Genomic DNA, 13,381 nt, shown 5'->3' with positions numbered 1-13,381 from the left:
GTGAGCGTCCGGCCCCGTTTGCTTTCGTACTAGAGCTGCAGGCGGTCCAGCAGTTCGCGTTCCAGACGCAGCACGTGGGCGTCCTGCGACAGCCCTGCGCCAGTGAGCAGGAAGGTATCCTCCACCCGCTCGCCCAGCGTGGCGATCTTGGCGGTCTGCAGGCTGATGCCGTACTTGGCCAGCACCTCGGCCACGTCGAACAGCAGCCCCGGGCGATCGGCCGCGACCAGCGACAGGATGTAGTGGCGGCCGGCATCGTCGGGACGCAGGCTGACCTCGGGCGTGATCGGGAAATGCTTCACCTGGCGCGACAGCCGGCCGCTGGAAGGCCGTTCGAGGGCGCCGCCCTTCTGCAACCGCAACGCAAGCTCGTGCTCGATCAAGGCGACGACGTCGCGGTAGGGCGCCGCGTTGCCGGGGTCCTGCAGCATGAAGCTGTCGAGCGCGTAGCCGTGCCGCGTGGTGTGCACCTTGGCGTCGAGAATCGTGAACCCGATGCGGCCGAAAAAGCCGGTGATGCGGGCGAAGAGATCCTTTTCGTCGCGGGTGAACACCATCACCTGCACGCCTTCCTCACCTTCGGACACGCGCGCCTTCACAACCGGCTCGTCCACCTCCGGGCGGAAATAGAGCAGGCGGGTGTGCCACGCAATCTCTTCCGGCGAATGCCGCATGAAATAGACGGCATCGAGCTGTGCCCACAGCGCGTCCTCGACTCCCGGCCGCAGGCCGTGGTAGCGCAGCAGCCGGCGCGCGTCCTCCTGGCGGTCGTCCAGACCAAGGGCCTGCTGCGGCGTGGCGCCGCGCAAGAGGCGCTGGGTGGCGAAGAAGAGGTCTTCGAGCAGCTTGCCCTTCCAGCCGTTCCACACCTTGGGGCTGGTGCCGCGGATGTCTGCGTGGGTGAGCAGGTAGAGCGCAGTGAGCTTGCGCTCGCTGCCCACGGTGTCGGCGAAACGGCGCACGACTTCGGGGTCGGAAGTGTCTTCCTTCTGCGCCACGTGCGACATCGTGAGGTGGTGCTCGACCAGCCAGACGACGAGTTCCGTGTCCTCCGCCGACAGGCCATGGTCTTCGCAGAACTCGCGCGCGTCTTCCATGCCGAGCTTGGAATGGTCCCCCCCGCGGCCCTTGGCGATGTCGTGGTACAGCGCGGCCACGTAGAGCAGCCAGTGCCGTTCGAAGCCGAGGATGAGCCGCGTCATCAAGGGGTATTCGTGCGCGTGCTCGCCCATGGTGAAGCGGCGCATGTTGCGCAGCACCATCAGGATGTGCTGATCCACCGTGTAGACGTGGAACAGGTCGTGCTGCATCTGGCACAGGATCTTGCGCCACGGCGGCAGGTAGCGGGACAGCACGCCGTACTGGTTCATGCGCCGGAACTCATGCACGATCCCGCGCTTTTCCTGCAGGATCTGCAGAAACAGCGCGCGGTTGGCGGGATCTGCGCGAAACGCCGCATTGATGCGGTTGCGGTTGAGCCACAGCGCCCGCAGCGTACGCGCGGTCATGCCCTTCAGCTCGGGACGCTGCTGCATCAGCAGGAAGCATTCGAGCAGGGCCGAGGGATGGCGCTCGAACACCGTCTCGTCGCGGATGTCGAGCAGTTCGCGCACTGCCTGGAAGCGGGCGTTGATGACGATCGCGGCGCCGCCGCGGTCGGGGAAGATTTCGGTACCGTAGTTCTGCAGCAGGATGGCGTTGATCTGGGTGACCTTCTTCGCCGTCAGGTAGTAGCGCTGCATGAACACTTCGGACGCGCGTTTGCCCACCGTGGCCTCGACGCCCATGATGCGCGCGAGCTTTTCCTGGTGGTCGAACAGCAGGCGGTCCTCGGCGCGCCCGGTGAGGTAGTGCAGCCGGATGCGCACGTGCTGCAGGAAACGCTCGACGCTGCGCAGGTCACTGGCTTCCTCGCCGGTGATCAGGCGGCGGCGGGCGAGATCGCGCCAGTTGCGCCCCAGCCCGGCCGCCCGCGCGATCCAGCCCAGCATCTGCAGGTCGCGCAGGCCGCCGGGGCTTTCCTTGCAGTTGGGTTCGAGCGAGTAGGGCGTGTCGTTGTAGCGCGTGTAGCGCTGCTCCTGCTCAAGCTGCTTGGCCTTGAAGAAGGCGCGAACATCGAGCGTTTCGTTGTAGCGCGCCTGGAAGTCGGCAAACAGCTCGGCGTCGCCGGTGAGCAGGCGGGCTTCCAGCAGGTTGGTCTGCACGGTGATGTCGGACATTGCCGCGTCGAGGCATTCCTCGACCGTCCGCACGCTGTGGCCGATCTCGAGGCCGGTGTCCCACAGCGCGCCCACCAGGGTCGACAGCCGCGCCTGCAAGGCGCCATCCGCAGGCTGCGCGAGCAGGATCAGCAGATCCACGTCCGAACAGGGATACAGCTCGCCGCGCCCGTACCCACCGACCGCGACGAGTGTGGCCTCCGGCGGGATCGCGCAGGCGCGCCACAGCCGCAGGATGGCCTGATCGACGAGACGGGCGCGCCCCTTCAGCAGCGCGGCGGTCAGAGGATGGGCCTCGTAGGCGCTGCGCAGCGCGGCGCTGCCCTCAGCCAGCTCGCGCCGCGCCTCGCCGATCGCGCCCTGCAGCGCGTCGATGGAGATCACCATGTCGTTCATCGCGGAACCCGGCGGCAAGTCAGGCAAACGACGCCGCGACCAGGGGCGGGGGCGGCGGGCACTTGGCCGACAGGGTCAGCACCTCCACGCCCGTCTCGGTCACCAGAATGGTGTGCTCCCACTGCGCCGACAGGCTGCGGTCCTTGGTCACGATGGTCCAGCCGTCGGGCAGTTCGGAAATCGCCGCCTTGCCGGCATTGATCATCGGCTCGATCGTGAAGATCATGCCGGGCTTCAGTTCCACGCCGGTGCCGGCCTTGCCGTAGTGCAGCACCTGCGGCTCCTCGTGGAACTTGCGTCCGATGCCGTGACCGCAGAATTCGCGCACCACCGAAAAACCATTGCCCTCGGCGTGCTTCTGGATGACCGCGCCGATGTCGCCGAGCCGCGCGCCCGGGCGCACCGCGGCGATGCCCAGCCACAGGCATTCGAACGTCACCTGGCACAGGCGCTTGGCAAGGATGGCGCCGTCACCGCCGACGATGAACATCCGGCTGGTATCGCCGTGAAAACCGTCTTCGGTGATGACGGTGATGTCGAGGTTGACGATGTCGCCTTTCTTGAGCGCCTTGTCGCCGGGAATACCATGGCAGACCTGGTGGTTCACCGAGGTGCAGATCGACTTGGGGTAGGGCGTGTAACCCGGCGGCGCGTAGTTGAGGGGGGCGGGTACCGTGTGCTGGACGTTCACCATGTACTCATGGCAGATCCTGTCCAGTTCGGCCGTGGTCACGCCGGGTTTCACGTAGGGCTCGACGTGGTCGAGCACTTCGGCAGCCAGGCGGCAGGCCAGCCGCATCTTTTCGATTTCTTCTGCGGTCTTGAGGGTAATGCTCATCGGGGTGGGGGCTCAAAAGGTCACAAGGCTAGCGCATGGGCAGTGTTCGGGCAAACGCAGCGGCCGGCCGCCTTGAGCGGCTTAACCCGCGCGTGCTAACATCTCGGGCTTGTCTGCTAGCGCAGGCAAAATCCGCACGCCCACCAGAACAGGGTCCGCGACGCACTGTATTCGCTTTGAACAGGCAGCGCGGCAAAAGTTGGACGCGAGACGTCGCCGAATGGCCGCTCGCCTCCAGCGCTGAGGGGCGGAGGTTCAACCCTAGTACTGGAGTTTCAAATGACTGTCACGATGCGTCAGATGCTCGAAGCGGGCGTCCACTTCGGCCACCAGACCCGTTTCTGGAATCCGCGCATGGCCCCGTACATCTTCGGCCAGCGCAACAAGATCCACATCGTCAACCTCGAAAAGACGATGGTGAAGTACAACGAAGCGATGAACTTCGTGCGCAAGCTCGCCGCCAACCGCGGCACCATCCTGTTCGTCTCCACCAAGCGCCAGGCGCGCGAGATCCTCGCCGAGGAAGCCCGCCGTGCCGGCATGCCCTACGTTGACGAGCGCTGGCTGGGCGGCATGCTGACCAACTTCAAGACGGTCAAGCAGTCGATCAAGCGCCTGAAGGAAGTCGAGGCCATGATCGAGGACGGCTCGATCGAGCGCCTGTCCAAGCGCGAAGCCCTGACCGTGACCCGCGAACTCGAAAAGCTGCAGAAGAGCATCGGCGGCATCAAGGACATGGGCGGCCTGCCGGACGCGATCTTCATCATCGACGTCGGCTACCACAAGATCGCCGTGACCGAAGCCCAGAAGCTGGGCATCCCGGTCGTGGGCGTGGTCGATACCAACCACTCGCCGGAAGGCATCGACTACATCATCCCGGGCAACGACGACTCCTCGCGCGCCATCCGCCTGTACGCCCGTGGCGTGGCCGACGCCGTGCTGGAAGGCCGCAGCCAGGTGCTGCAGGAAATCGTCGCCGCCGGCGGTGACGAATTCGTCGAAGTCGAAGAAGGCAGCCAGGAACAGCAGGGCTGATTCCTGCCCCGGCGCGCTCGCAGTGCGAGCGTGCCGGGCATCACGTGAAATTCCCCGCGCGGCGGCCGCGTCTTGTGACGGGCGGTCGCGCCCAGCAATCCAGGAGCTAACATGGCGGAAATCACCGCAAGCATGGTCAAGGAACTGCGCGAGAAGACCGACGCGCCGATGATGGAATGCAAGAAGGCACTGACCGAAGCCGGCGGCGACATGGCCAAGGCTGAAGAAGTGCTGCGTATCAAGCTCGGCAACAAGGCCTCCAAGGCCGCCGCGCGCGTCACCGCCGAAGGCATCGTCGGCACCTACCTGTCGGCCGACGGCAAGCTGGCCGCGATGGTCGAACTGAACTGCGAAACCGACTTCGTCGCCAAGAACGACGACTTCATCGGCCTCGCCGGCTCGCTCGCGACCCTGGTTGCCACCAAGAACCCGGCCGACGTCGAAGCGCTGTCCGCGCTCGAACTCGACGGCCAGACCGTCGAAGCCTTCCGCACCGCGCTGGTCGGCAAGATCGGCGAAAACATCACCGTCCGCCGCTTCTCCCGCATTGAGGCCAAGGGCCAGGTGGCGAGCTATGTCCACGCCGGCGCCAAGATCGGCGTGCTGGTTGATCTGGTCGGTGGCGACGAGCAACTCGCCAAGGATCTGGCCATGCACATCGCCGCGTCCAAGCCGAAGTCGCTGGATGCCTCCGGCGTGTCGCAGGAACTGATCGAATCCGAGCGCCGCATCGCGGTCGAGAAGGCGCGCGAAGCCGGCAAGCCGGAAGCCATGCTCGAGAAGATCGCCGAAGGCACCGTGCAGAAGTTCCTGAAGGAAGTGACCCTGCTCGGCCAGCCCTTCGTCAAGGACGACAAGCAGACCGTCGAAGCCCTGCTGAAGGCGCGTGGCGCCTCGGTGGCGTCCTTCGTGCTGTACATCGTCGGCGAAGGCATCGAGAAGAAAGTGACCGACTTCGCCGCCGAAGTGGCCGAGCAGGCTGCCGCGGCTGCTGCCAAGAAGTAAGGAGCACTACGTGACCGCTGCCGCTTACAAGCGCATCCTGCTGAAGCTTTCCGGCGAAGCCCTGATGGGGGACGACGCCTACGGAATCAACGAAGATGTGGTGAGCCGCATCGTCTCGGAGATCGCCGAGGTGACGCGTCTGGGCGTGGAAGTGGGTGTGGTAATCGGCGGCGGAAATATCTTCCGTGGCATGAAAGGCGCGGCTTCCGGCATGGACCGCGCCACCGCGGACTACATGGGCATGCTCGCGACGGTCATGAACGCGATGGCACTCGCCGACGCGATGCGCCGCAATGGCGTCGAGGCCCGGGTCCAGTCCGCGCTGCGGATCGACCAGGTGGTCGAACCCTACATCCGCGGCCGCGCCATCCGTCATCTTGAAGAAGGCCGCGTGGTCATCTTCGCTGCCGGCACCGGCAACCCCTTCTTCACCACCGATACCGCGGCTGCACTGCGGGGGTCGGAGATCGCCGCCCAGATCGTCCTGAAGGCGACCAAGGTCGATGGCGTCTATACCGCCGACCCCAAGAAGGACCCGGCCGCCCAGCGCTTCCACCGCATCAGCTTCGACGAAGCGATCGGCCGCAACCTGGCCGTGCTCGACGCCACCGCGTTCGCGCTCTGCCGTGACCAGAAACTGCCGATCAACGTGTTCTCGATCTTCAAGCCGGGCGCGCTCAAGCGTGTCGTGATGGGTGAAGACGAAGGGACGCTGGTCCATTCCTGAGGAGTCGCGCATGATTTCCGATCTCAAGAAGACGACTGAGCAGAAGATGCAGAAGTCGATCGACGCGCTGAAGACCGACCTCGCCAAGATCCGCACCGGCCGTGCCCACACCGGTCTGCTCGATCACGTGATGGTCGAGTACTACGGCTCCATGGTGCCGATCAACCAGGTCGCCAACATCACCCTGATCGACGCCCGCACCATCGGCGTCCAGACCTGGGAAAAGCCCATGCTCGGCAAGGTCGAGAAGGCCATCCGCGACTGCGACCTCGGTCTCAACCCCGCCAACATGGGCGAGATCATCCGCGTGCCGATGCCGGCGCTCACCGAAGAGCGCCGCCGCGACCTCACCAAGGTGGTCCGCCAGGAAGGCGAAACCGCCAAGGTCGCCGTCCGCAACCTGCGCCGCGATGCCAACCAGCATCTGAAAGACGCGGTGAAGGACAAGACCATCTCCGAGGACGACGAGCGTCGCTCCCAGGATGACATCCAGAAGCTGACCGACAAGTACGTCGCCGAAATCGACAAGCTGCTCGCCCAGAAAGAGCAGGAACTGATGCAGATCTGATCTCCGGATCGACTGTTCCCAGAGCGGACGAGGCGAGGAGGCGGACGATGGCCGATATCGGCTTTACCAGTTCGACCCGGGCGATCCCCGAGGTCAGCACCGTACCGCGCCACGTCGCCATCATCATGGACGGCAACGGGCGCTGGGCGCGCAAGCGTTTCATGCCGCGCATTGCCGGCCACACCCGCGGAGTGGAGTCGGTCCGCACCACGATCCGCGCCTGCATGGACCGCGGGGTGGAATACCTGACGCTGTTCGCCTTCAGTTCCGAGAACTGGCGGCGCCCGGCCGACGAAGTCTCCTTCCTGATGCAGCTCTTCATCAAGTCGCTCAAGAAGGAAGTCGGCCGGCTGCACCAGAACGGCATCCGGCTGCGCATCGTCGGCGACCTCGAACGCTTCGACGCGCCCCTGATCGCCGCCATCCGCGAGGCGGAGGCGCTCACCGCGGCCAATGACCGTTTCACGCTGACCATCGCCGCCAACTACGGCGGGCGCTGGGACATCCTCAATGCGCTCAACCGCCTCGTGGCGCGCCACCCGGAACGGCAGGGCGCGTTTTCCGAGGAAGAGCTTGCCAGCGAGCTGTCGATGAGCTTCGCACCGGAGCCGGATCTCTTCATCCGCACCGGGGGCGAGCAGCGCATCAGCAACTTCCTGCTCTGGCAGCTCGCTTACGCGGAACTGTACTTCACCGACACCCTGTGGCCCGACTTCGACGCCGCGGAACTCGACAAGGCCATCGCCTGGTACGGCGCCCGCGAACGTCGCTTCGGCCGCACCAGCGAACAGGTCGCCGGGGCCAGCCCCGCCCAAGCCACCGTCGCGGGTACCGAACCTCATGCTTAAGACGCGGGTCATCACCGCCCTGGTGCTGCTGTGCGGCCTGCTCGGTGCGCTGTTTCTGCTTCCGGCCGCGTTGTGGCTCGCCTTCGCAGCGGTGGTATGCGCGGCTGCAGCGTGGGAGTGGGGCGCGCTCGCCGGTTTCTCGCCCACCCTGCGCACCGCATTCACCGCCTTTGCCGGCCTCGTGAGTGCCCTGATCGGTCTCGCCGCAGGGTTCGGCCACGACACGCCCCAGGCTGCGGCCTTGCTGCCGCTGTATGTCTGCAGCGCCCTGTTCTGGCTGGTGGCGATCCCGCCCTGGCTCGCGCGCAAGTGGCGCATTTCCGGCGCCGGTGCCGGCATCGCCATCGGCCTCGTCGTGCTCGTCCCGGCCACGCTCGCCCTCGCGCATCTGCGTCACCTGGGCCCGTGGGTGCTGCTGGCGGCCATGTCGGTCGCGTGGGTCGCCGACATCGCAGCCTATTTCGCCGGTCGCGCGTTCGGCCGCCACAAGCTGGCGCCGCAGATCAGCCCGGGCAAAACGTGGGAGGGCGCGGTTGGCGCAACGCTGGGCGTCGTGGTGTTCGGCCTGATCCTGGTCGCAAGCACCGGGGCGCTTCCGCTCACCGCCGCCGTGCTCGCAACGCTGGTGCCCATGCTCGTTGCCCTGACCGCGGTCAGCATCGTCGGCGACCTCTTCGAATCACTGCTCAAGCGCCAGGCCGGTCTGAAGGACAGCGGCGCGCTCCTGCCGGGTCATGGCGGAGTCCTGGACCGCATCGACAGCCTCACTTCAACGCTTCCGCTCCTGGGCCTTGCCGCACTGTGGCTGGCCCGCTGAGCCTCCGGCCCGCCCTATGCCCGCATCCCCTGTCCAGCAGATCACCATCCTGGGCGCCACCGGTTCCATTGGCGCCAGCACGCTCGACGTTGTAGCCCGCCACCCCGACCGCTTCGCCGTTTTCGCCGTCAGCGCCCACCGTCAGGTGGAGCGGATGGTGGAGATCTGCCTGCGCCACCGCCCGCGCTACGCGGTCATGGTCGATGCCGATGCAGCCACGCGCCTCCAGCGGCTCCTGGTCCAGCAGGGCTGCCGCACCGAGGTCCTTGCCGGCGCGGCAGCCCTGGAGGACGTCGCCGCACATGGCGACGTTCATGCGGTGATGGCAGCCATCGTCGGCGCCGCCGGACTCAAGCCCACGCTCGCTGCGGCCCGCGCCGGCAAGAAGGTGCTGCTGGCGAACAAGGAAGCGCTGGTGCTGTCGGGCCGCCTGTTCATGGACACGGTGGCGGCCAGCAACGCGGTCCTGCTTCCGATCGACAGCGAACATAACGCCGTCTTCCAGGCGCTGCCGGTCGACTATCGGCGGATTCCCGACGCGGCCGGCGTCCGCCGCATCCTGCTGACGGCGTCCGGCGGTCCGTTCCGCTCGACGCCGCTCGAAGCGCTCGACGCAGTCACGCCGGACCAGGCTTGCGCTCACCCAAACTGGGTCATGGGCCGCAAGATCTCGGTGGATTCCGCGACGATGATGAACAAGGGGCTGGAGGTGATCGAAGCCCATTGGCTCTTCGGCGCACCGGCTTCCATCATCGAGGTGGTGGTGCACCCGCAGAGCGTGATCCACTCGATGGTGGATTACCTCGACGGCTCGGTTCTCGCCCAGCTCGGCAATCCCGACATGCGCACCCCGATCGCCCATGCGCTTGCGTGGCCGGAGCGGATCGACTCGGGCGTCGCGCCGCTCGATCTTTTCGCGATCGGCCAGCTTGCCTTCGAGCGCCCCGACTTCCACCGCTTCCCCTGCCTCGCACTCGCGTACCGCGCCCTGGAAGAGGGCGGTTCTGCAGCGGCCACGCTCAACGCCGCCAACGAAGAGGCCGTCGCCGCCTTCCTGGAAGGACAGCTCGGCTTCCGCGGCATTCCGGCCGTCATCGAAGCAACGATGGAACGTGCGGGGCAACATGCGGTCGATTCGGTCGAAGCCGTGCTTGACGCGGATCGCCACGCCCGCCGGATCGCGCGGGAAGAAATACAGACCCGCCGGATCCCCTGATGAATCTTCTCGATTACCTGATTCCGTTTGCGTTCGCACTCGGTCTGCTGATCCTCGTTCACGAACTCGGCCACTACCTGGTGGCGCGACGCTGCGGCGTGAAGGTATTGCGCTTTTCGATCGGCTTCGGCAAGCCGCTGATCAAATGGCGCGCCGGACGCGACGGCACCGAATGGGCGCTCGGCGCGTTTCCGCTCGGCGGCTACGTCAAGATGCTGGATGAACGCGAAGGGGAGGTGGCACCTGCCGAGTTGCACCGGGCCTTCAACCGCCAGCCGGTCGGCCGCCGGTTTGCAATCGTCGCCGCGGGGCCGCTCGCCAATTTCGCGCTCGCCATCCTGCTCTACTGGGCCATCTTCGTCGCCGGCACCGATGAACTGCGCCCCCGTCTCGCCCTCACCGAGGTGAATACCCCCGCAGCGGCCGCCGGAATCATGGAAGGCGATCTCGTGCTGTCGGTGGATGACGAGGCGGTCCGCAGCTGGCAGGAGCTGCGCTGGGCGCTGTTACGCCACGCGCTCGACAACCGTCGCATCGTCCTCGCGGTCCGCACGATCGACGACCTCACCACCACCCGCGCGCTGGATCTTTCCGGCATCGCAGTCGACGACGGCAAGACCGACCTCATCGCCCGCATCGGGCTCAAGCCCTGGCGGCCACCGGTGCCCGCGGTGCTGGGCAAAGTAGCCCCGGAAGGCGCGGCCGCGCGCGCGGGCCTGCTGAGCGGCGACGAAGTCATCGCGGTGGACGCGCGCGCCGTGGCCGAGTGGTCGGACATGGTTTCTGCGGTACGCGCTTCGCCGGGCAAGCCGCTGTCCTTCACCGTGCGCCGCGACGGCCGCAACCTGACCCTGGAGGTGACGCCCGACGCCGCTACCGACAATGGCGAGCAGATCGGCCGCATCGGCGTCGCGGTGGCTGAACCGCTCGTGGGCGGCGCCTCGATGTTCGCCAAGGTGAGCTACGGCCCCTTCGAAGGATTCGCGAAGGCTGTCCGCCAGGCCTGGGAAACCAGCGTGCTGAGCCTGCAGATGATGGGCCGCATGCTGACCGGCGAGGTATCGTGGAAGAACCTTTCCGGCCCGGTCACGATCGCCGATTACGCCGGCCAGACCGCACAGCTCGGCCTCAGCCACTACCTGAAGTTCGTGGCCCTCATCAGCATCAGCCTGGGGGTGCTGAACCTGCTGCCCATCCCGGTGCTGGATGGCGGGCATTTACTGTATTATCTGGTCGAAATCGTCAAAGGCGGCCCGATTCCGGAACGCATCATGGAGATCGGTCAACAAATCGGTCTCGTCCTCCTCGCAATGCTCATGGCATTCGCCTTCTACAACGACATAACCCGTCTCATTTCCGGCTAGTGACCCGCATGAAACACAAGCTTCTCTCAGGGCTCGTGATGGCCCTCTTTGCCGCTGCGCCGGCATTCGCCTTCGATCCCTTCGTGGTCAAGGACATCCGTGTCGAAGGCATCCAGCGCACCGAGGCGGGCACGGTTTTCAGCTATCTGCCGGTCAAGGTCGGCGACACGTTCAACGAAGCTCAGGCGGCCGAGGCGATCCGGGCGCTGTTCGCCACCGGCTTCTTCCGCGACGTCAAGATCGAAGTCGAAAACCAGGTGCTCGTGGTGCTGGTGGACGAGCGGCCGGCCATCGCCCAGATCGACTTCGTCGGCATCAAGGAATTCGACAAGGACGCGTTGAAGAAGAGCCTGCGCGAGGTCGGTCTTGCCGAGTCGCGCATCTTCGACCGCGCGCTGCTCGACCGCGCCGAACAGGAACTCAAGCGCCAGTACCTCTCGCGCGGCAAGTACTCGGCGACGATCACGACCACCGTCACGCCGCTGGAGCGTAACCGCGTCAGCATCAACTTCAACGTGGATGAAGGCGATGTCGCGCGCATCCGCCAGATCAGCATCGTCGGCGCCAAGGTGTTCGACGAAGACGACCTCCTCGCACGCTTCCAGCTCACCACGCCGGGCTGGCTCACCTGGTACACCAAGAACGACCAGTATTCGCGCCAGAAGCTTTCGGCCGACCTGGAAAACCTGCGTTCCTACTACCTCGACCGCGGCTACCTCGACTTCAACATCGACTCCACCCAGGTGTCGATCACGCCGGACAAGAAGGACATCTACATCACGGTGAACATCACCGAGGGCGAACGCTACACGGTGACCGGGGTACGCTTCACCGGCGACCTGATCCTGCCGGAATCCGAATATCTCGGCCTGACGACGGTAAAGCCGGGCGACACCTTCTCCCGCGAGCGTCTGACCGAAACCACCAAGGCGATCACCGACCGCCTCGGCAACGAGGGCTACGCCTTCGCCAACGTCAATGCTGCCCCCGAAGTCGACAAGGACAAGCGTGAAGTGTCTTTCACCGTGTTCGTCGATCCGGGCCGCCGGGTGTACGTGCGCCGGATCAACGTCGGTGGCAATACCAAGACCCGCGACGAAGTCGTGCGCCGCGAGTTGCGCCAGATGGAAGGTGCCTGGTACGACGCCGCTGCCATCAACCGTTCCCGCACCCGTGTCGACCGCCTCGGCTTCTTCGACGAGGTCAACGTCGAAACGCCGCCGGTGCCCGGCACCACCGACCAGGTGGACGTGAACATGACGGTGAAGGAGCGCGCGACCGGCAACCTGATGCTCGGCGCCGGCTTCTCCAGCTCCGAAAAGGTCGTGCTGTCGGCGTCCATCTCGCAGCAGAACCTGTTCGGCAGCGGCAACGCGATGACGCTCGGCCTCAACACCAGCAGCTCCAGCCGCACCTACGCACTGTCCTTCACCAATCCGTACTACACCGTCGATGGCGTCAGTCTCGGTTGGGATCTCTATCACCGCACTTACGACCCGTCGGAGTCCTACTCGGTGTCGCCGTACAAGACGGTCTCCACCGGCGCCGGCCTGCGCCTGGGTTACCCGATCGGTGAAGACGACAACATCAACTTCGGCCTCACCGTCGACCGCACCAAGATCACCACCTACGAGGAAAGCCCCGAGCAGTACAAGGGCTTCTGCATCGACTACGGCTGCAGCAGCGACGACGGCATCGGCAACGTCACGGTCAACAGCCTTACTGCCAGTGCCGGCTGGGCGCGTGACAGCCGCGACAGCTACCTCTACCCCCGCCAGGGCGTCTATCAGCGCATTCATGGCGAAGTGGCAGTGCCGCCGGGCAAGCTGCGCTACACCAAGCTCAATTACCAGTACCAGCACTGGTTCCCGCTCGGCCGTGACTACGCGCTGATGCTGAATGGCGAAGCCGGCTGGGCCAAGGGTTACGGCGGCAAGGAAGTGCCGTTCTACAAGAACTTCTACGCCGGCGGTATCGGTTCGGTGCGCGGCTTCGAACAGAGCACGCTGGGGCCGAAGGATTCCGAGGGCGACGCGCTCGGCGGCACCCGCAAGCTGATCGGCAACGCGGAGTTCTTCTTCCCGATGCCGGGCGCCGGCACCGACCGCTCGTTCCGGATTTCGGCCTTCGTCGACGCCGGCTATGTATGGGGCGAGGATCAAAAGCTCAAGTTCGGCGACTTGCGCTACAGTACCGGGCTTGCGTTCGCGTGGAGTTCGCCGATCGGCCCGCTGAAGTTCAGCCTCGGCATGCCGATCAAGAAAGACAGCGGCGACGACATCCAGCGGTTCCAGTTCCAGTTGGGCAGCATTTTCTGATTGCGGCCAGTTCGAGATTTGTTGGAGGCA

General features: G+C 65.6%; 11 protein-coding genes. 9 read left to right on the top strand and 2 right to left on the bottom strand.

The window, feature by feature from the left end; genetic code table 11:
• Positions 1 to 29: 29 nt before the first annotated feature.
• Positions 30 to 2,615: a [protein-PII] uridylyltransferase gene (locus tag dqs_RS10145; protein ID WP_065340395.1), complete on the bottom strand. Its 2,586-nt coding sequence runs from the start codon at positions 2,613 to 2,615 to the stop codon at positions 30 to 32.
• Positions 2,616 to 2,634: 19 nt separating this feature from the next.
• A complete protein-coding gene (map, locus tag dqs_RS10140; RefSeq protein ID WP_011765643.1) occupies positions 2,635 to 3,453 on the bottom strand; it encodes a type I methionyl aminopeptidase in 819 nt (272 codons plus the stop codon).
• A gap of 279 nt (positions 3,454 to 3,732) precedes the next feature.
• Here map and rpsB point away from each other — a divergent pair, with 279 nt between their 5' ends.
• The 9 genes from rpsB (at position 3,733) to bamA (ending at position 13,351) form a co-directional block, all read left to right on the top strand.
• On the top strand, positions 3,733 to 4,488 hold the full coding sequence (gene rpsB, locus dqs_RS10135; RefSeq protein WP_011765642.1) for a 30S ribosomal protein S2: 756 nt from the start codon (positions 3,733 to 3,735) through the stop codon (positions 4,486 to 4,488).
• Positions 4,489 to 4,599: 111 nt separating this feature from the next.
• On the top strand, positions 4,600 to 5,493 hold the full coding sequence (tsf, locus tag dqs_RS10130; RefSeq protein WP_011765641.1) for a translation elongation factor Ts: 894 nt from the start codon (positions 4,600 to 4,602) through the stop codon (positions 5,491 to 5,493).
• 10 nt (positions 5,494 to 5,503) lie between these two features.
• Positions 5,504 to 6,220, top strand: a complete 717-nt coding sequence (pyrH, locus tag dqs_RS10125) for a UMP kinase (RefSeq protein WP_011765640.1) — start codon at positions 5,504 to 5,506, stop codon at positions 6,218 to 6,220.
• Positions 6,221 to 6,230: 10 nt separating this feature from the next.
• The gene (frr, locus tag dqs_RS10120) at positions 6,231 to 6,788 is read left to right on the top strand and encodes a ribosome recycling factor (protein ID WP_011765639.1); all 558 of its coding nucleotides are present in this window, start codon (positions 6,231 to 6,233) and stop codon (positions 6,786 to 6,788) included.
• 47 nt (positions 6,789 to 6,835) lie between these two features.
• Positions 6,836 to 7,636, top strand: coding sequence for a polyprenyl diphosphate synthase (gene uppS, locus dqs_RS10115; RefSeq protein WP_011765638.1), 801 nt, complete (start codon positions 6,836 to 6,838; stop codon positions 7,634 to 7,636).
• Entirely contained in the window at positions 7,629 to 8,453 is an 825-nt protein-coding gene (locus dqs_RS10110) for a phosphatidate cytidylyltransferase (RefSeq protein WP_065340394.1), read from the top strand. The genes uppS and dqs_RS10110 overlap by 8 nt, the downstream gene beginning before the upstream one ends.
• A 16-nt stretch (positions 8,454 to 8,469) precedes the next feature.
• Positions 8,470 to 9,669 (top strand): 1-deoxy-D-xylulose-5-phosphate reductoisomerase, encoded by a 1,200-nt coding sequence (ispC, locus tag dqs_RS10105; RefSeq protein ID WP_065340393.1) that lies wholly within the window; start codon positions 8,470 to 8,472, stop codon positions 9,667 to 9,669.
• On the top strand, positions 9,669 to 11,033 hold the full coding sequence (gene rseP / locus dqs_RS10100; protein ID WP_065340392.1) for an RIP metalloprotease RseP: 1,365 nt from the start codon (positions 9,669 to 9,671) through the stop codon (positions 11,031 to 11,033). The genes ispC and rseP overlap by 1 nt, the downstream gene beginning before the upstream one ends.
• An 8-nt stretch (positions 11,034 to 11,041) precedes the next feature.
• Positions 11,042 to 13,351 (top strand): outer membrane protein assembly factor BamA, encoded by a 2,310-nt coding sequence (gene bamA / locus dqs_RS10095; protein ID WP_041642506.1) that lies wholly within the window; start codon positions 11,042 to 11,044, stop codon positions 13,349 to 13,351.
• Positions 13,352 to 13,381 lie beyond the last annotated feature (30 nt).

It is taken from the genome of Azoarcus olearius (assembly GCF_001682385.1).
GTDB classification, from domain to species: Bacteria; Pseudomonadota; Gammaproteobacteria; order Burkholderiales; family Rhodocyclaceae; genus Azoarcus; species Azoarcus olearius.
This window is presented reverse-complemented; position numbering and strand designations above follow the sequence as displayed.